Genomic DNA, 18,713 nt, shown 5'->3' on the forward strand with positions numbered 1-18,713 from the left:
GCATGAAAAGACTATTTATTGCGGCAGGACTGCTGGTTGCCTATCTCTCAGCATCCGCGCAGCAAAAGACCGATAGCTCGGCATATAAGAAACAACAGGTATCTCAGACGGACATACAGGTATTATTCTCTTTTTATACACAGGATGGGAATCATTCTGCTGTCACCGGGGGAACAGGCACGGAAAATCTGCAGGTATACGCTACGGATGTGTCTATTACACACCGGCCGGATCTCCGTAACACCTACTCTCTGGGACTGGGCATCGATATGATCACCTCTGCTTCCACAGATAATATCGACTTCGTAAAATCTTCTGCGTCCCGGCATGACAACCGCTTTCATCTTAACGCGGGCTATAGTCGTCAGTTGAAAAAACCGGATGTCCGCATAGGCATCAACAGTGGACTGGCACTGGAATCGGACTATCTGTCCGTACCACTTGGTATATCTGTTGAACATGACAATAAAGATCATAGCCGGCAATGGTCGGCCGGATTGCAATGTTACTTTGATGACCTGCGGTGGGGAAGATTTGATCCGGATTATTATAGTCCGGAGACACTTGTATACCCCTCAGAACTCAGAGACACTGCCTGGTTTGACATCTACCGGCGAAGCTCCTATAACCTGAATCTGGCACTCTATCAGGTGGTCAATCAACGGATGCAGTTTGCTGTGTTCCCCGAACTGGTATACCAGAAAGGATTGCTCTCCACTCCCTTTCACCGCGTCTACTTTCAGGAGCAGAATGCCCCAAGAGTGGAAAACCTGCCACGTGAGCGGTGGAAGTTCCCCATTGGGTTGCAATTCAATATGTTTGTCGGCCAGCGTACCATTGTCCGCTCCTATTATCGTTTTTACCACGATAATTTCGGTATCACCGGACATACACTCCAACTGGAAGTACCTGTAAAGGCCACGCCACAGCTGACTATCGCTCCCTTATTCCGTTTTTATACCCAGACGGAGGCAAAATATTTTAAGCCTTACAAAACACATCAGCTTCAGGAAAGCTACTATACATCAGACTATGACCTGAGCCACTTCAACAGCTACAAAGCAGGTATCAACGCCCGTTACGCATTGTTTCAGCAGCTATCCGGACACTATTCCTTTCAGGAAATCGGGCTTCGGTATGCATTTTACAAACGTTCTGACGGCTTATCGGCCCATATGCTATCATTGTTGCTTGACTTTAAGCGCAGTAAGGTATAGGCCGCCTCTGGCATAAAGTATGATATACTCATTTAAAAAGAGTATATGAAAAGCTTACAACTGGGCCTGCTGGCCTTTGCCGTTATGTTACTGAGCAGCTGTGAAGTCGTGGGTGGTATTTTCAAAGCCGGAGTATGGGTAGGTGTGCTGGCAGTTGCGTTTGTAGTAGGGATTATTTTGTGGCTGATAGGAAGAGGGAGGAAATAGAACAGCTCCTCACTCCGGCACGACGCCACTAATGTACCCATCCCTATAATATTCCTCCCTGATACGACCCCAAAGCCATGCTCGGCCTTTTCCTGATTTCAGCAACCACTCATACCTGAGTGCCAGCTGTTTATCTTCAAAATGAGCGGTGTAGACGACTTCCCAGGGACGGAAGGGCCAGGTACCTTTCTGACGGCCATATGTATTGTGAAAGTGAAAACGCTTCACAAGATTGGAGGTATGACCAGTATAAACTTTCTCGAACTGGCGGGAAAATAGGACGTAAACGGTATACATAACAAGTGTTATTCCTGAAATAAGTAAAGGTTACCCCATGAGGTAACCTTTCTATTGCCTTGATTCATAGGTAGACGAATATACTCATAAAAAACAGGAATCAAGCATCTGAATAAGTATTAGCTACACAGACAGGTCCGTCCTGTGTATACTCAACCTTTTTTCAAACACCTGATTCCTGTTTCCGGAATAACATCCTGTTATGGCGAAAGGAGTTTAGTCTATCAGTTCCAATGCTTTCAGTTTTGCAGCAGCCTCGATCAGCATAGCGCCGCTCAGCTGTGTAGTCAGATCAGTAGCCGTAGCAGTTTTTGTCCAGCTGGTGTTAAATAATACCTGTGGACGGGCAGTACCCTGTAACCACATTGTCTGGGCATTCAGCTGCAGGAAGTTGATGAACTTCGAAGCATCACTGCTGTTAATACTGCCATCTGTGATCAGGAGCATCATATAACGTACAAGGATACCCTTGAACAAACCTCCGTCTCCACCACCTTCATCTTTCATGATGTTACTGCTGGCAAAATCGCCCGTCAGTGAGTTATTGGCGGTTCTCAATGCATCACTTAGGTATACCTGCTCGCCGGTGATCTTGTACAGTTCAACACCTGCACCGATAAATACACCCTGATTATAAGTAAACTTCCATGCCTTATTGGTACCTGTACCATCCAGTCCATCCCATACGAGTCCGGTCACCGGATCTACCAGATTGGCCTTCTGCCAGTCGTAAATCTTCTTAGCCCAGGCCAGATCTTCACCGTTTCTGTTCAGTTGATACATACGCGCGGCGATAATAGCAGCTGGCGCGTTGGCAGGTGTATTTTTATTCTGACGATCTTTATTCCAGTAGATACCGCCGCCCCAAGTTTCATCCCATCCACCTTTGATATCATTCCAAAGCAGTTCCGCAGTGGTTTTATAATCGTTGTCACTGGTCGCTTCATAAGCACGGAGACAAGCCAGCACCATCCATTCCATATCATCATAGAAGTGATTGATATAGGTGTTGCCATTCTTTACCTTCATACCCTCCAGCAATTCATCCATACGGGTTTTAATAGCCGGGTTGTTGGTACGCAGGTAAACATCTGTGAGTACATCCAGCGCGTGTGCATTCGGCCAATAGTTGAAGGTAAGATCACCTGTATTGTTCTTGTTGAAATATTTGCCACTCTGGTTATAGAAATTGCTCACCAGTGATGCAGCAGATGAATCGGCAATAGCAGGCCAGTTATACTGGTAAGTTGTTTTGCCGGCGCCAGGTCCCGGACCATCATCCACAGGCTCTTTCAGGCATGAGGTGAAGGTGGTGGCCATAGCCGCTGTTATTGTAAGTAGCAGAAAGATTCGACGCATAAGCTTTTAATTGATCGTTTGCATGATGTGATTGCAGCTCCTGATTAACGCACGATTACTTCGTGTGTGTAAGCTTTGTCAGGAGAGAAATACAGTTTTACATCGCAGTTTTTAGTATCAACCTCTGAGGCGAATTTGTAGCAATAGTTATACTGATCGCTGTTGGTAATTGGTTTCAGTTCCCAGAAGGAAAGCGGTGTAGTTGCTGTAGGACGGTTGTTGTCAGCATTAGAGCTACCGAACCATTCTGTACCCGGTGTACCATCAGCGCCTTTTACGCTCACGCGGAATTTGTAACGTTCGTCACGTCCCCATGATTCCTGATGGAAGTTGATCAGCTTATTTTCAAATGACCATACACCCTTACTGGTGTAGCTCAGATCGTACATAATACTGTTCTCAGGAGCAAACCACAGACCAATAGCAGTTATTTCTGTGATGTTGGCAGCTGCATTGTTGAAGTCCAGACGCAGACGGTATACTTTTGTACCACCGGATTGTGTACCTTCTCCAGCCTCTTTCAGCGCACCACCATCAATGAAGAAGCTATTAGGCGTACCGCTGGTTCTATCTACAAATTTGTATTTACCATCTTTCAGAGAAGTATAGATCTCAAATACGCCCGGAGCTGTAGATTTTAATTTTACAGCCTGTCCCAGATCAGCACCGGCTTCTGTTGCATCGCCGGTCAGGAATACGTCTACAGGAATTTCTGCAAATCCGTTTGGTCTTTCTACTTCCAGTGTGCGGCTTTCGGCAGCAGGCTGGATATTATAACCTTTGGAAGCATTCACTGTCCATTTCAGTTTACCGGTAGCCAGCGCGGCAATACCTGCTTTACCAGCAATACTGTTCAGGTCTTTATGTGACAGGGTCAGTTTATTCTGTACACCACCACCATCAGAAGCTATTTTCGCAATCGGGTTGGAAAAGTCACCACCGTCTTTATCGATCACAACTTCGTACAACACGAGTGAACCATCTTCTGCACGTGCCTGGTCCCATTCGAAAGTAACAGAGGCGCTGGTAGCAGGTTGTAGTTTGATATATTTTTCATTCACCGGAGCAGTGAGTCTGCTTACCGGCTGCAGATTGGTATTGAGTTCGTGGTCATCTTTACCGCAACCGGTCAGGATAACACCCAGTGCCACCGGTAATGCGAGTAGTATATTGCTGAAAAATGTTTTCATATCGTATCAGTTTGAAAAATTCCTAATTGTTAATTCCTAATTGACAATTACCAACCCTGGTTCTGGCCAAGATTTGTATTCTGGTCGCGTTCGAATGTAGGCACCGGCCACAGGTAGTGTTTAGGATTGCTGAAGAGCCTGTCTTCTGCGATGATATAACCGTTTGCATCGGTTCTGAATGCACCACCAGACACTTTGATACCTCTCACTGGTTTGCTCATTACCTGATCTGCAATCTTCCAGCGACGGATATCAGTAGCACGTACACCTTCAAAAGCCAGTTCAGCTCTTCTTTCACGACGTACGATTGTACGCAATGCCTCCTGCCCTACGCCGGGGAATTCTGTTGCACCTGCATCATTAAAGCCTGCACGCACACGCAATGCACGAATGGTCTGATTCCATACGCTGGCATCCAGCTGGTTTAACTCATTCTTAGCTTCTGCATACATCAGCAGAACATCTGCATAACGGATCACGATGAGGTTCAGACCGGAAGCATAGTTGGTCGCAGTACGGTCATAATATTTGTAGAAATAATAACCGGTCGGAGAAGCACCCTGATCATCCACACTATTAGTGGCAGGAGTAGAACCCGGTTTGGTCAGGATAGTCTGCAATTTACCATCGAAATCAGTGATCGTAGAACCATCATGAAGGATTGTGGCATTCAGACGGGGATCCCTGTTGGTATAAGGATCGTTTTCGTTATAACCGGAACCTGTCTCCCTGATACCTTTACCATTTAACATGATATAGTCATCGACAAGGTCCTGTGTAGGTACCAGCGTACTTCTCAGCAGCGCGACTGTCTGCGGCAGGAAGTTACGTTGTGAACCATGTGTACGGCCACCACCATATTGAATATCGAAAATGACCTCATTATTGAATTCATTGGCCGGACTGAAGATATTGCTATAACTGCTTTGCAGGGCGTAAGTACCATTTGTAGCATTATTGATCAGCAACTGGCAATCATCGATCGCTTTCTGCCATTCACTTCTGAACATATGTACACGCGCACTCAGGGCGATTGCAGCACCACGGGTGATACGGCCTTTGTCCTTTTCCTGATAACCGTTTCCTGCACCACTGTAATTATTCACGGGTAATGCAGTACGGATAGCTGCCAGTTCTGATTCCACGAAGTCGAGTATTGTTTCGCGGTTGCTACGGCTGATCGAACGGGCTTCCTCGATGGTGATCAGGTTGGTGTAGAACGGTACATCACCAAACCAGCCAGCCAGTTGAAAATAAGAGTACGCGCGGATAAATCTGGCCTCCGCGAGAATACGATTCTTCAGCGTAGAATCCAGTCCGGTAACTCTGTCAATATTAGTAGTAACGGTATTACACTTGCGGATACAGGTGTAACGATATTTCCATTCTTCCGTGAGACGTTGATTAGAAGGATCATAAGCGCCGCCGGCAATCAGGGAAACAGCTTTGTAGCCGGTACCGTTGACATAACCATTGTCGCTGAGCGCTTCGTCTCCGAAGTAGTAAGTGTCGTCTGACAGGTTCTCGTAGCAACTGGCGAGTGCAGCGAGGGCATCGTCAGCAGTACGCCAGTAGGCGGCATCTGTATAGTCGCGCGTGATAGGCTGGTCCAGCTTACGGCAGGAGAACAGCACGGTGACGCAAAGTATGGGTAATAATAATTTCTTCATACGATTGAGCATTAAAACACTATCATCAGAATTTCAGATCCAGGCCAAATGAGAAAGTAGCAGCGTTTGGATAACTACGTCCTGCAATAGCGTTGTAATTGGTAAAGGACAGTTTATCGTCAAACTGTGTGAATTCCGGATCTACACCAAGGTCGCGGAAACGGCGTGGTGTGAAAGTCAGGATATTCTGTCCGGTGAAATACACTCTTGCATTCTGGATATGCAGCATCTGGCTTACGCTACGAGGCAGTGTATAACCAAACTGCAGGTTCTTTAAACGCAGGTATTTGGTATCAAACAGCCAGTAGTCGGAATAAGCGAAGTTGTTTGCATCCGCATTACCGATGGTCAGACGTGGATAAGACGCATCAGGATTGGTAGGCGTCCAGCGATCCAGATGTTGTTCGAAAGCATGGTCTTCGTTGTTATGGAAGGCCTCTACGATATCACCACGGAGGAACTGGCTTCTTTTACCTACACCCTGCCAGAACATAGAGAAGTCCCAGCCTTTCCAGTTAGCAGCGTAGCTGAAACCGAAAGTGTAGCGCGGGAATGGATTACCGAATACATAACGGTCGTCTGCATCGATCACCCCATCACCATTACGGTCAATGTATTTTACATCACCCGGCATTACCTGCTGGTTGTAAGCGAAAGGTACTTTTGGTGCACTTTTGATATCATCCAGATTCTGGTACAAACCATTCGATTTGTAACCATAGTAGGAGGCAATCGGGAAACCTTCTTTGATGATGAAGGCGAAGTCAGACCCCTGTACGGACTGCTCACCATATTTCACCACTTTGTTCAGGTTATCTGACAGGTTACCGGAGATTGTATGATTCACCGGACCTGTTTTTGCATGATAGGAAACTGTCAGCTCCCAGCCTTTGTTCTGCACTTTACCAACATTCTGCAGGGAGGCGCCTATACCGGCCGTACCGGGCACTACCTGAAACAGGTAGATACCATTTGTGTTTTTATTGAAGTAGTCGAAGGAGGCGTTGATCTTATTATTGAACAGGTCTACATCTACACCATAGTTGCTCATGGTAGAGATCTCCCACTGCAATGTTTCATTGTAGGCAGAGAAATCGGCACCGGCATTTGGTGTATTGTTGAAAGGATATTTACCGCTGTTCAGTGTAACTCTCGCCAGATAGTTGAAGCCACCGATGTTGGAGTTACCGACCTGACCCCATGAATAACGGAATTTCACGTTACCGAAGCGTTTCTTGAAATCACCAAAGAAGTCTTCATCAGTAATTCTCCATCCGAGTGAGAAGGCCGGGAAGAACTGCCATTGATGACCGGGCGCCAGTTTGGAGGAACCATCATAACGCCAGGTGAATTCAGCGAGGTATTTATCATTGAATGCGTAGTTCACTCTGCCGAAAACGGAGTTCAACGCATACAGGTTTGGATTGATGATATCGTTATAAGTACCAATGTTGGCATAATCAAAAGTACCGTCCGGTTTAGGAATGTATCCACCACCGATGGTCCAGTCATCATCCAGATTGGTTGTACCATAACGGGTGGCTTTCACACCGTACTCTTCGTTGATAGCATCGCTACGTCCGCCGACCTGCGCCTTGATATAGTGTTTGTTGAAGGTGTTCTCATACTCCGCAGTAGCATATACGTTGGAAGCAAGGTCCTTGAACTCATACTCATACATTCTGTTGAACAGCGGAGGATTGGCAGTAGTATAATATGGAGCGTAAGTATACTTGTTCTGGCGTTCCTGCTGGTTGGTGATGGTGTAAGTACCGGAAGCATTAAAGTTCAGTTTGAAGTGCTTCACCGGTGTCACGGTAATATCCAGACCACCCAGGAGGTTATCTTTTTCTTCTTTGTTGAAACCACCGTATTTGAGCTGCGCGATCACGTTGTTACTGTTCAGGGAAGGCACCACAAAGTTACCCAATGAGTCCTGTACAGGATAGATACGCGGCGTGCGGATAGCATCGCGGATCAGGAAGCCGATATCAGCCTGCTGTCTGCGTTTGATACCTTTTGTATACGCGAGGTTTACGTTTACTTTTACATATTTACTCACATCTACGGCGAGGTTGGCCCTTGCATTGTAACGTTTGTAATAGAAGTCTTCTGACACGTAAGAGTTCTGCAGCATATTTCCCTGATCTACATAACCGAGAGAGACTAGATAGCTACTGCTTTTACCACCACCGGTCATGCTGAGACTATGGTTTTGCTGAGGCGTGGTGTTACGGATCATTTCTTTCAGATAAGCCGGCTCAGAACCACGCTGATGCCAGTAGCTGATATCTTCGGGAGCGTACTGCGGCGTTTTACCGGAGTTAACCAGCGCTTCGTTTTTCAGGGTCATATATTCCCATGCTTCTACGTTGCGTGGCAGCGTAGTTGGAGTCTGGAAACCATACATTCCATTGTAGGTAACCGAAGGCTTTTCGTCTTTGGAACCTCTTTTTGTAGTGATATAGATAACACCATTTGCTGCCTGAGAACCGTAGATAGCAGAAGAAGCAGCATCTTTTAAGACAGAAATGCTTTCCACATCATAAGGGTTCAGGTTCTGCAGACCATCTCTTCCGGCTTGTACACCATCGATAATGATCAACGGAGAGTTGCCGGTGAGACTACCCACACCACGGATATTGAGGGTCATCTGCGCGCCCGGTTCTGCTGTATTTTGTTGCAGAATGAGGTTTGGCGCAGTTCCCTGTAAAGCCTGGAACATGTTTGTAACAGGACGGCTCTCAATATCTTTAGTGGAGATGGTATTGATAGCCGCTGTTACCTGTGTCCTTTTTTGTGTGCCGTAAGCGGTAACCACTATTTCTCCCAGGTCCTTAGAGTCTTCAGTGAGCATTACGGTAATGTTGGTTCTTCCGCTGATCCCTACTTCCGATGGGATGAAGCCAACGGAAGAGCAAACTAAGGTACCATTGGCTTGCCCATTCGGGATCTTTAACGTAAAAAAACCCTGATCATTTGTAGAAGTGCCGATGCTGGAACCCTGCAAACGAACATTAACACCAGGGACACCTTCTCCCTTATTATTAACGACCCGGCCATTGATCGTGATATCATTCTGTTGTTGAATGGTGGTTGCTGCCTGCTGGCGCAGAATGATCTTGTTATTGATCATTTCAAATTTGATTTCCAGCGGAGCCAATACCATTTCCAGCACTTCTCCCAGTTTCCTGTCTTTTACAGAGAGGGTGATCTTCTGGGCAGCACCGATTTCATCATTTGAATAGACAAACACATAGGAGGTTTGCTTCTCGATCTTCTCCAGTACCTGTGCAAGTTGCTCATTGCTTACCTGCAGGCTGATACGGCTTTCAAAAGGGAGTTCAGTTTCTTTTACCTGTTGTCCTCTGCTATAGGCGGAATGACTTGCATCAGCAGCAAATGCACTCTGTGCTTTCAGGTCGAGCATGCTCAATAGTGCCATGCAGACAAGCAGCGGGAGGAACAACGAGCGGAAAAATCCTGAAAAACGCGTGGGTAGCGGTCTTTCTTTCATAACGCAGCTGTTTGTGAATGAATTGATTTGATTGATTATTATAAACGTGAACGATTATTCTGTGATCAGTAATGTGCTATCAGTAATTGTATAGTGGAATGCTTTTGATCTTGCGAGATAATACATAATATCCTGCAGACTGTTATCCTGAAAAGCGCCTGTTAGTCTGTAATAACGTGGAGCGTCATTGCCAAAGGTCACTTTCTTTCCAAATGTTCTTTCCAGTTCGGAAGCGATGTCTTCCAGTGTTTCATCACGGAATATAAGTCTGCCTTCTGTCCATGCTTTGTCTTCTTCTGAGGAAGTAATTTCTTTCACAATACCATTGCTTTTCGTATCAGCAACAGTGGTTTGTAAGGTTACTTTCTCATCAGGTGTTATAAAAATGGTATCAGGTATTTCACCCTGTTTACGATTAGGGATGAATGCTACTTTACCCGTTCTTACAGAGGTCTGTACGGCTTCATTTTCGTAAGCGCGTACGTTGAAAGAGGTACCGAGTACGTGGACGCTACCGGCATTAAAATGTACGATGAAAGGTTTCTTCGGATTGGGAGCAATATCAAAAAAAGCTTCTCCGGTAAGATACACTTCACGCGTATTACCATCAAACACTTCCGGATAAGACAATTTACTTTCAGCATTGAGCCAGATCTTACTTCCATCGGCGAGTTCGATAGAAGCTCTGGTGGCTTTACCATTCTGTCTTTCCATCAACTTCACCATTTCAACGGGACGATCTTTGGGCCTGAGTACCACAAACGAGGCAATACCGATCAATACAGCAGCAGCAGCGACACCAAACCATTTCCACGGGAACATTTTCCTTACAGGTGTATTGCTGACAGGAACGGATATCCGGGACAGGGTACGTTGCAGCGCGAGTTCTGTATCGGAAGATGAATGATATGAGGACACTTTGAAGTACTGTTGCAGCAGCTGGTAGCGTTCGCGGAGCTCAGGATATTCCTGCAGCATTCCGTCCAGCTCCAGCAATTCTGCTGTGGTAGCTTCTCCTGCCAGTTTCCTGGCGGCTAACGTGGTAAATAATTCTTCGTTTATCATATGTGGTTGTAGTAGAAGGACAGACAGAAATAAAAAACTACTTACAAGGAATCCGGATTTTTATTTTTTGATTTCAGTCTGTTGGTGATATAAGGACCGATCACTTCATTGAGGCGCTTCATGGCGCGGAACAATTGTGTTTCTACTGTACGCGGAGAGATGTTGAGGATTTCCGCGACGTCTTTATATTTAAATCCTTCTTCTTTGATCAGTTTGAAGACACGACGGCACTGGTCAGGCAGACGCCCAACTTCCTGATCCATCTTGAACAGAATTTCTTTCCATTCCATGGTCCTTTCGGGATCGACCGTATTGGTCAGCTGCGACAAGCCGGAATCATCACTAAGCGGAGTAATCCGTAGTGCGGAGTATTGTTCAAGGTAGTTAAGCGAATGATTTTTGACGGCAACGAAGAGGTACACTTCCAGATTAGCGACCTTATCCAGATCTTCCCGGCGGTTCCATATTTTGACGAATACGTCGGAGACGATCTCTTCTGCGGCTTCGCGGGTATAGACGTATTGTACGGCAAAATACAGTAACCGGTCATAAAAATGCCGGAACAGCTCTGAAAAGGCCTTCTCATCATTTTCACAAGCAATCTGCTGTTGCCAATACCTGATGTTTTCACTGTTACTCATACTGTATGTTGTGCTGCACTCTCGTTTACATACGGAAAGAATCCCCGGGAGGTAAATATAATCATCATTATCGCGGAATTTGTCCCTTGGTGTCAATTTGGGTATAGTCCTAAATTAACCCCGTTTATTATTAATACACTCTAAACAATCAAGATTTTATCAGTTTACATAACACTGTTATGCGGTATAGTTTCTTTTCCGGGCTGGCATAGTACTCATTAATCCTTTAGAATCAGTTTTCTACGTGTAATCTTCTGTTTTCTCTTTAAGGCCTTTCCCAGTCTGGTTTATGGCTGGCCCGGACTTTGCTCCGGTATCTATAGAAGGACAGGAAAAAAAGGAGAACTACTTACAGGCTTAAAAAAAATATTTGGGAAGTCTCGGATAAGGAATAATTTTAATCCACGTACGTTCTATATATGAAAGATATGATAAGTGTTTTTCTGACAGAAAATGCGTAAATTTAATAGCTATGACTAAAACCAGAAAAGCATAATTAATTATGATGTCTGCTACTTCTACAACGATATTGGTGATTATCGCGGTGTTCGCCTCACTGTCATCCCTGGCGTTAATTATTTTTAATGCCTCCAGGGAAACAGCCAGACTCAAGAGAATCCGCCGATACCCACCTAAAGCGCTGGTGGTAGAAGATAAATCAGGACATGTTGTAGTGCTTGATCTCGAAAAAAAGAATGATACACAACAGATACTCCGTACCCTCGATGTATTATTAGGGAAATAGTTTTCACTTCATTTTGTTTTATCACTATCGCCTGGTCAGAATACCATCATCCACTATACACTATACGTATACTATTATCCTATAAAACCATTTTTAAAACCATTTTTTTCGTTGGAACAAGAAAATTCACTGGTTGCTAACCCATCCCAGCAAGCTTCCAATACCCAGCAACCGAGTTCAACATCCGCCAGTATAGCCGGAGCAGGAGGTGGTACATTACTGGTGCTGCTTGCGAGTAATCTTCCTGATACATATCCACTTAAATCATGGCTGGTAATCATTGCGCCCAGCATATCCATTGTATTGTCCGTGTTCTGGAAATTTATTTCCCGTAAGTCCAATGCATATTTCAAAGTCAAAAAAGTAGAAAGGTCCAAGAAGCTGTTGCAGAAGAAAATCGAGACAGCTTTACAGAATGGAATTATTTCACCAGAGGAGGCATCGATCCTGAAAAGGAAAATGGCCGAGATCGAATTGCAGAGTATTGATAATCTCGCCAATAAGATCAAGTCAATTGATTTTGAAGAGTAACAGAGTGGTGGAATGTATAAATGAGACTGTCCTGCGGGCGGCCGGGGAGCACTTTGTCTTACTGTTTGTCTGCCGCCTTTTTCTGCAACTTCTCCCTTTGTGCCAGATATAATCCGCCGATCACCAGAAATGTACCTGCAAACGTGAACCATGTAATGGGTTCATTTAGCAGCACGGAGGAATACAGGAATCCAAAAACAGGGCAAAGGAAAAGCCACAGAGAGGCACGTACGGCATCTTTACGTACGAGGTAGAACCATAACTGTAAAGCGATAACGGATACGGGTATGATCAGCCAGCCTACGGATAACCAGAACTGCAGATCGAGGTGAGTTGTTTCGAAATTGGCAAAAAAAGCGGTAATGGGAATGAATAGCAGTCCGCCGAGGAACACCTGCCAGCCATTGATCACTACATTGGCCATTTCCCATTTAATCCGTGCATAATATACCGTTGCCGCCGATACGGCGAGCATACCAAAGAGCAAGGTCAGGATCCCTCCCATTGTTGCATGACTGTCCTGCAATAGTGGATAAGTAGCCAATCCTACACCGGCCATTCCGAGCAACATGCCCAGGATCTCGTACCATTTCAGGGGACGTTTCAACCACAGCGCAGATATTACCATAATGAACAAGGGACTGGTTGCTGTGGATAAACTTCCGATACCGGCAGATACTGATTTCATTGCCAGCACAAAACAGCCAAGGTATACGGTGGTATTCAATGAGCCGAATATCAGCAGTTGTTTCCATTCTTTTCCTCTTGGCAAACGATGTTCACCTTTCTGCCCCAGATAGGCAAACAGCAGCATCCCTCCTCCTGCCAGCAGAAACCTGACATTGGCAAGTATCAGTGCATCTGCAGAGTGAATACCAAATTTGGTAGCAACAGCTGCGGATGCCCACAGCATGGCAAAGAGTAATCCTATTACGATCTGGCGCATCATTATTCCCGGCGATTGATATTGTATTGTAAAAGTAGATATTCCTGTAGTTATTATCAGAGGTATTAAATAAAAGAGCAGACATCCGGAAAAGATGCCTGCTCTTTTTATAGCCTGTTGTATACAGGAAGATTTATTTTTTACCGTAGGTCACGCCCTGAAAGTTGTCTGTACGGAACGGACCAGCCGGCAGACCAGCACCGCTATACAGGTTACCATCCGGATTATCAGCCCAGCTGTAACGTACGGCAACAGGTTTATCCACTTCGCTGCTCGACACAATAACACGGTTACCACTGATAGTTGCCTGTGCCCAATGGAATTTCTTATCGGCACCTGCCACCTCAAATCCTTTCAGGGTAGTGCCATTTTTCATTATAAGCCCGTTATCTGCATTTTTGAAGCTCAGTGTCACCTTATTACCCGCTACCAATTTAGACTGGTAAACCGGACCAGAATAGGGTATTTTCTCCCCATACACTTTTGCTCTCGCAATCAGTGAAAGACGGCGACCTACTTCCTGTTTATTTTTTGGATGAATATCTTTTGCGTCACCTATATCCACAGCCGTAGCCATACCGGTATTAGGCAGCGACAACGTCATTGATTGCGCTTCTCTCAGCTCCGCCCAATCTGATTCCACAGGTTGTGCCTGTTTATCTTTGAAGTTGGCCAGTTGTACAAAATAAAAAGGGAAATCGCCGTTATGCCATTGTTTACGCCAGTCTTTGATCATGGTTGGGAATACTTCACGATACTGATAAGCTCTTTCCGCATTACTTTCTCCCTGGTACCAGATAACACCACGGAAAGCATATGGCAGCAACGGATGGATCATCGCATTATAAAGCAGGGTTGCTTTATTCGGATTGGAGGGTGATAATGGTGCCGGCAGACTTTCAAACGCTTTCACTGTATCTGCAAATGCCGGGATCTTTTTGATGGATTCCCCACTTGTCCACGCTTCGGCAACAGTTCCACCCCAGGAAGTGTGGATAACACCCACGGGTATATGCTCATGTGTGTAGATCTCACGGGCAAAGAAATATCCTACGGAAGAGAACTCCGGAATACTCTGTGGCGTACAGGCCTGCCATCCGCCGTCCCATGGATTCACATCTTCCAGTGGTGCAGTACTGGTGGTATGTTTCAACTGGAATAAACGGATCTCCGGATAATCAGCGACAGCTATCTCCTGATCATGATTGAGAATTTTCCCCCATCCTTTCAGAGGCATTTCCATATTGGATTGTCCGGACGCGATCCACACTTCACCCACCAGAATGTTGTCCAGTTTTATGGTATTATGGCCGGAAACGGTCATTACATATGGTCCTCCCGCCTGTTGCGCCGGGAGTTGTACTTTCCATTTGCCGTCAGCAGCTGTGACGGTCTTATAGGTGCCGTTACGAAAAGAAACGGTCACTTTTTCTCCCTTATCAGCCCATCCCCAGATATTTAATGGCTTATTACGCTGTAACACCATATTGCTACCGACCAAAGCGGGCAAACGAACATCTGCGAAGCTATTTAAGATAAATGTGCATGATAGTACCCCGGTGAGCAGGGGCTTGAGTAACGTGGTCAGTTGCATGAATCAAGAGTTTTTTCTACTCGTCAAGATACAAAATGGGGAATAGATGCACAACCCCCTCTCTGCAAAGTATCCTATATAGTGGCTTTTGATGCCTTTTTCACAGGACGAATTTAGTTTGGCACGAAATTTTTATATGAGTCTGCATAAAACGATACAACTATGATAAACGGTATTATCACTTTCGATTTCGATATCAAAGCCCTGCATTACCTGCATAGCAACAGCCGTTATATCAAAGCTACTGCAGACGCTAACAGTAGCATGGATATTGCATCTGTTGCTTATCAATATTATCAGTCAACAACAAATCATCCGGATATAAGACTGGAAGACGAAGAAGAGGTGAACAGGTTCAAACACGTGGCACGTCGCTTTTTCAGTGAGTTCAGTCAGAACTAATTTTCATCCATTTGCTCCCCAAACTCATCCATCGCCCCCATTTTCATTCATTGCCCCATCATCCATTGTTAATTTCATCCATTTTAACTCCAGGCATTCATTGTTTGCCCCCCGGATTTTCATTCATTGTGCTCCCCTGCATTCATTGTACCCAAGGCAAGCATCCATTATAAACCTCATACATCCATTACCCAAAAAAGTAGAAGAGCCCGCAAGTAATGCTTGCGGGTTCTCTTTTTTAATGGAGTATTAAAAAAACAGGCATTGGAATATTAAGGATATCCATGTTTGTAAGTTCCTGCAATCTATATCTGGTAAGGCTTATAACTGCATCAATCAGCGCTGTTGACGGCACTATTATCTTAATAAAACGGGGTCATCTTTCCGTCTTGTCTTAAAAGATGTAAGATGAACGAAACATGAAGCCGTCTTAATACTTAATTGGAAACTTGTTGGAGTGGGACTTATATAAAAAGGTAAAGGTCGTCAAGAATGACAACCCTTTCTAACCATATCCTAATAAAAACCAAGTTCTTCACGCCGGATGCCGAAACAGCATACAGCATTAATATTTTGAATAAGATAATTCTTCCAGTAAATTGATAATAGGGAAAGGGGACCTTTTTTACGGTATAGGACAGTAGGAGTAATTGCTGACGAAGTGTTTATTTTTTCGTTGCTGATACAAATATATAACCGCCCCGGAAATTCTTTTGTAGTAGTATTACTACACTTAAAAAAGTGTGGGATACTCTTCTTGTAGAAGAGCCACCCCACACACTTTCAGCCTGAAGGCTTAATAATTATTTCTTAATAGTAGTTCCTAATAATGGCATAAAATAGCCCCCTACTACACTCCTTGCCTGGAATCCGACCATCTTACCATCTTCTGTTTCATGCCAGTCACTGATCGGTACACGGGACTTTGTTTCCTGTGCATATTTATATAAAGGATCAATGAATGCCGAGAAGTCAGCAGGATTGTCAGCCAGCGTTGCTGTCCATATGATCCAGTCAGATTTAGTGTAATTCTTACGGCTATCCAATGGTAGTCCGTATGCTAACTGACGGGTAAGGTAATACTTGATTTCTTTCTGATAAACAGCTTTCGGGAACAGGTCCAGTCCGAGCACTTTATCCCATACCAGATTGTATTTCTGGCTCCAGGAACCTTTATTTTCGAATGCCAGTGTGTAGTGGTCACCGTCATCTGCCAGCTGCATCCATTTAGGCACCATATCTTTTGCTGCCTTTCTGTATTTCTCAGCAGTAGCTTTATCACCCAACATATCAGCCAGCATGGCATAAGATCCAAGTCCGACAATCGCTTTCACAGAGAGGTTGGCATTTCTGGCGAGGTGACCTGCGAAGTCATCCGTACAAAGTTGGTTAGCCGGGTCAAAACCTTCTTTCAACAGATATTCTGCCCATGTAGTCAATGTTTTCCAGTGTTGTTTTGCATAGTCGGCATTACCCTCTGCTTTTGCAATAGCAGCTGTCAGGATGATCATGTTACCAGATTCTTCCACCGGCATACCTTCACCATATGCCTGCCCATTTGCCAAAGGATATGTACCCAGATCGTGTGCCGCATAAGGCTGTGTATATTTTCCACTTTCGCTGAAGTAGAATATACCAGTTAGCATACCTTTCATTAAATCTGGATTATAGATCAGATACAATGGTGCAGATGGATAAGTTACATCCACCGTGTTGATACAACCATTACTGAAGTTTTCTTTGGACAGGAACAGAATCTCTCCCTGCGGACTTTTCACCAGCTTGTGTGCAGATATACTCTGGCGATACCCGAGTACACAAAGCTTCGCATATTTCTCACCACCAGCTTTTTTTGTGTCATCAAACAGCTCTTTGTCAAACGCATTACAACGGCCGATGATAGCCGCATAATCATCCTGCGCTTTCTTCAGTTCTTTTTCGATCGTATAACTATCGTCTTTTTTCCACCATGGTCTCAGGTTGGTGTTGAAATACTGAATAGCATACAGGTCATCATATCCCAGCAGGAATACCTGTTCTTTTTCTTTGCCATCTACTTTACCCAATGACACCGTAGTGTTTAGCACCAGCTGTGTACCTTTATCAACTGTTTCTGTTTTTCCTTTACCTGCCAATGCACCTACCGCTACGCCTTCTCTGGTGACAAACTGTTTAGCACCGGCAGACTGTGGAACAGCCACATACAGATATCCCCAGTCAATACGCAGGTCATCTCCCCTCTTCGCCAATACAGGTTGTGCGACAGTACCGGTTTTCAGTATGGACAACCCTTCACTGTTATATTGCTGTGCAGTGACTTCCTGTGCCGGCGTATTTACTGCCAGATCGGAAGAAGCACCAAAGTATACTTCCACATTATGTTTACTGCCGTCGTTTGCTTTCACCTTATAAGAGATATAAGAAACAGGACGGGACATCAGATCGAGGTCTTTCATCAACAACGGTGAAGTAAAGGTCAGTTTTACATCTACTTTTCCACAGTTGAAATTGTAAACTGTCTGCGTAGCAGTCAGCTCTACACTTTTCTGTTCTGCGAGCTTTACTTTATCTGCCCATTTGTCTTTGATCTCAGTCACGATGCCACCATCAAGGTAAGCGCCGCCTCTGGTATTGGTACAATGCATGGCCAGTACATTGGTGCCTTTACGCAGTTTCTTTCTTACCTCATCTTTGATTGGGAAATAGGACATGTGATTTAACCATCCCACATAACTGTAGATCAGTTCTCCGTTCAGGTATACTTCAGCATTGTCATCGTGATTGATTTTGAGCAGCAGATTATCCACATTGGCATCATCCACATTGAATGTTCTGCGTACCCATACGTCATCAGAAAACCAGGGTGTACCTGCCGTATTTCTTTCTTTTTCAAAAGGTGCTTTACCGGTTTTCCAGTCAGCATCACTAAAGGCAGGATCCTCCCATCCTTTTGCAGGCGCTGTTTCTGTGTAACGCACTTCATAAGGCGCTGCATCAGCAGTTGCTGCCAGCTGTTTGTACAAGTGTCCCGGCGCACCGAGTACACGATAAATAACGCCATCTACTTTTACAAACCCTGTCAGGGATTGTTCCGTACCGGTCCAGTGACGGGTAGCAGATGCGTTCAGATTATCCGTTGCTGACCATACACTGAAATATGGATCATGCGTGATCAACGGATAGGCAGGTGCCTGTTGTTGCTGCGCGTACAACTGTTGTGACAGCAGTACGGCTGCAATACCAAAAATTCTCTTCATGATTTTGTGGAGCTTTATGTAAGAGTGATTGAATACGTGGAAATGCGTCGCTCCCCTCTGCTATGCCAGCAGAAT

At 45.0% G+C, this 18,713-nt stretch carries 15 protein-coding genes; 5 read left to right on the forward strand and 10 right to left on the reverse strand.

Annotated features, from left to right (window positions below; translation table 11 throughout):
- Positions 1 to 2 precede the first annotated feature (2 nt).
- Positions 3 to 1,217, forward strand: a complete 1,215-nt coding sequence (locus FEF09_RS07565; RefSeq protein WP_146304530.1) for a DUF3570 domain-containing protein — start codon at positions 3 to 5, stop codon at positions 1,215 to 1,217.
- Between the two features lie 45 nt (positions 1,218 to 1,262).
- The gene (locus tag FEF09_RS07570; RefSeq protein ID WP_146304531.1) at positions 1,263 to 1,424 is read left to right on the forward strand and encodes a phosphatidate cytidylyltransferase; all 162 of its coding nucleotides are present in this window, start codon (positions 1,263 to 1,265) and stop codon (positions 1,422 to 1,424) included.
- Positions 1,425 to 1,433: 9 nt separating this feature from the next.
- Here FEF09_RS07570 and FEF09_RS07575 read toward each other — a convergent pair whose 3' ends face one another.
- The 7 genes from FEF09_RS07575 to FEF09_RS07605 all read right to left on the reverse strand — a co-directional run bounded on the left by FEF09_RS07575 (position 1,434) and on the right by FEF09_RS07605 (position 11,163).
- The gene (locus tag FEF09_RS07575; RefSeq protein ID WP_146304532.1) at positions 1,434 to 1,721 is read right to left on the reverse strand and encodes a GIY-YIG nuclease family protein; all 288 of its coding nucleotides are present in this window, start codon (positions 1,719 to 1,721) and stop codon (positions 1,434 to 1,436) included.
- A gap of 216 nt (positions 1,722 to 1,937) precedes the next feature.
- Positions 1,938 to 3,080, reverse strand: a complete 1,143-nt coding sequence (locus FEF09_RS07580; protein WP_146304533.1) for a glycoside hydrolase family 76 protein — start codon at positions 3,078 to 3,080, stop codon at positions 1,938 to 1,940.
- Between the two features lie 44 nt (positions 3,081 to 3,124).
- Positions 3,125 to 4,270 (reverse strand): SusE domain-containing protein, encoded by a 1,146-nt coding sequence (locus tag FEF09_RS07585; protein WP_146304534.1) that lies wholly within the window; start codon positions 4,268 to 4,270, stop codon positions 3,125 to 3,127.
- A gap of 47 nt (positions 4,271 to 4,317) precedes the next feature.
- A complete protein-coding gene (locus tag FEF09_RS07590; RefSeq protein WP_186774232.1) occupies positions 4,318 to 5,940 on the reverse strand; it encodes a RagB/SusD family nutrient uptake outer membrane protein in 1,623 nt (540 codons plus the stop codon).
- Between the two features lie 25 nt (positions 5,941 to 5,965).
- The gene (locus tag FEF09_RS07595; RefSeq protein WP_146304536.1) at positions 5,966 to 9,457 is read right to left on the reverse strand and encodes a TonB-dependent receptor; all 3,492 of its coding nucleotides are present in this window, start codon (positions 9,455 to 9,457) and stop codon (positions 5,966 to 5,968) included.
- 54 nt (positions 9,458 to 9,511) lie between these two features.
- Entirely contained in the window at positions 9,512 to 10,522 is a 1,011-nt protein-coding gene (locus FEF09_RS07600; RefSeq protein ID WP_146304537.1) for a FecR family protein, read from the reverse strand.
- A 41-nt stretch (positions 10,523 to 10,563) separates the two neighbouring features.
- Positions 10,564 to 11,163, reverse strand: coding sequence for an RNA polymerase sigma-70 factor (locus tag FEF09_RS07605; RefSeq protein ID WP_146304538.1), 600 nt, complete (start codon positions 11,161 to 11,163; stop codon positions 10,564 to 10,566).
- A 502-nt stretch (positions 11,164 to 11,665) separates the two neighbouring features.
- On the opposite strand from FEF09_RS07605, the gene FEF09_RS07610 reads away from it, so the two are divergent.
- Positions 11,666 to 11,908, forward strand: a complete 243-nt coding sequence (locus FEF09_RS07610) for a hypothetical protein (protein WP_146304539.1) — start codon at positions 11,666 to 11,668, stop codon at positions 11,906 to 11,908.
- A gap of 111 nt (positions 11,909 to 12,019) precedes the next feature.
- On the forward strand, positions 12,020 to 12,439 hold the full coding sequence (locus FEF09_RS07615; RefSeq protein ID WP_146304540.1) for a hypothetical protein: 420 nt from the start codon (positions 12,020 to 12,022) through the stop codon (positions 12,437 to 12,439).
- A 58-nt stretch (positions 12,440 to 12,497) separates the two neighbouring features.
- On the opposite strand, the gene FEF09_RS07620 is transcribed toward FEF09_RS07615, so the two are convergent.
- Together FEF09_RS07620 and FEF09_RS07625 are read right to left on the reverse strand one after the other, a co-directional pair.
- A complete protein-coding gene (locus FEF09_RS07620) occupies positions 12,498 to 13,388 on the reverse strand; it encodes a DMT family transporter (RefSeq protein ID WP_222596933.1) in 891 nt (296 codons plus the stop codon).
- 130 nt (positions 13,389 to 13,518) lie between these two features.
- Positions 13,519 to 14,979 carry a sialate O-acetylesterase gene (locus FEF09_RS07625; protein WP_146304541.1) on the reverse strand — a complete coding sequence of 487 codons (1,461 nt, stop codon included), beginning with the start codon at positions 14,977 to 14,979 and terminating at the stop codon, positions 13,519 to 13,521.
- A gap of 162 nt (positions 14,980 to 15,141) precedes the next feature.
- On the opposite strand from FEF09_RS07625, the gene FEF09_RS07630 reads away from it, so the two are divergent.
- On the forward strand, positions 15,142 to 15,381 hold the full coding sequence (locus tag FEF09_RS07630) for a hypothetical protein (RefSeq protein ID WP_146304542.1): 240 nt from the start codon (positions 15,142 to 15,144) through the stop codon (positions 15,379 to 15,381).
- Between the two features lie 803 nt (positions 15,382 to 16,184).
- Here FEF09_RS07630 and FEF09_RS07635 read toward each other — a convergent pair.
- Positions 16,185 to 18,638 carry a glutaminase family protein gene (locus FEF09_RS07635; protein WP_146304543.1) on the reverse strand — a complete coding sequence of 818 codons (2,454 nt, stop codon included), beginning with the start codon at positions 18,636 to 18,638 and terminating at the stop codon, positions 16,185 to 16,187.
- Between the last annotated feature and the right edge of the window lie 75 nt (positions 18,639 to 18,713).

Source organism: Chitinophaga pinensis (assembly GCF_007896845.1).
GTDB classification, from domain to species: domain Bacteria; phylum Bacteroidota; class Bacteroidia; order Chitinophagales; family Chitinophagaceae; genus Chitinophaga; species Chitinophaga pinensis_C.

What these genes read in the sequence shown, in the direction of transcription:
- FEF09_RS07625 (WP_146304541.1), bottom strand. Translation starts at nt 14,979, where the DNA reads ATGCAACTGACCACGTTACTCAAGCCCCTGCTCACCGGGGTACTATCA.
- FEF09_RS07590 (WP_186774232.1), bottom strand. Translation starts at nt 5,940, where the DNA reads ATGAAGAAATTATTATTACCCATACTTTGCGTCACCGTGCTGTTCTCC.
- FEF09_RS07630 (WP_146304542.1), top strand. Translation starts at nt 15,142, where the DNA reads ATGATAAACGGTATTATCACTTTCGATTTCGATATCAAAGCCCTGCAT.
- FEF09_RS07565 (WP_146304530.1), top strand. Translation starts at nt 3, where the DNA reads ATGAAAAGACTATTTATTGCGGCAGGACTGCTGGTTGCCTATCTCTCA.
- FEF09_RS07580 (WP_146304533.1), bottom strand. Translation starts at nt 3,080, where the DNA reads ATGCGTCGAATCTTTCTGCTACTTACAATAACAGCGGCTATGGCCACC.
- FEF09_RS07620 (WP_222596933.1), bottom strand. Translation starts at nt 13,388, where the DNA reads ATGATGCGCCAGATCGTAATAGGATTACTCTTTGCCATGCTGTGGGCA.
- FEF09_RS07635 (WP_146304543.1), bottom strand. Translation starts at nt 18,638, where the DNA reads ATGAAGAGAATTTTTGGTATTGCAGCCGTACTGCTGTCACAACAGTTG.
- FEF09_RS07600 (WP_146304537.1), bottom strand. Translation starts at nt 10,522, where the DNA reads ATGATAAACGAAGAATTATTTACCACGTTAGCCGCCAGGAAACTGGCA.
- FEF09_RS07605 (WP_146304538.1), bottom strand. Translation starts at nt 11,163, where the DNA reads ATGAGTAACAGTGAAAACATCAGGTATTGGCAACAGCAGATTGCTTGT.
- FEF09_RS07595 (WP_146304536.1), bottom strand. Translation starts at nt 9,457, where the DNA reads ATGAAAGAAAGACCGCTACCCACGCGTTTTTCAGGATTTTTCCGCTCG.
- FEF09_RS07610 (WP_146304539.1), top strand. Translation starts at nt 11,666, where the DNA reads ATGATGTCTGCTACTTCTACAACGATATTGGTGATTATCGCGGTGTTC.
- FEF09_RS07585 (WP_146304534.1), bottom strand. Translation starts at nt 4,270, where the DNA reads ATGAAAACATTTTTCAGCAATATACTACTCGCATTACCGGTGGCACTG.
- FEF09_RS07575 (WP_146304532.1), bottom strand. Translation starts at nt 1,721, where the DNA reads ATGTATACCGTTTACGTCCTATTTTCCCGCCAGTTCGAGAAAGTTTAT.
- FEF09_RS07570 (WP_146304531.1), top strand. Translation starts at nt 1,263, where the DNA reads ATGAAAAGCTTACAACTGGGCCTGCTGGCCTTTGCCGTTATGTTACTG.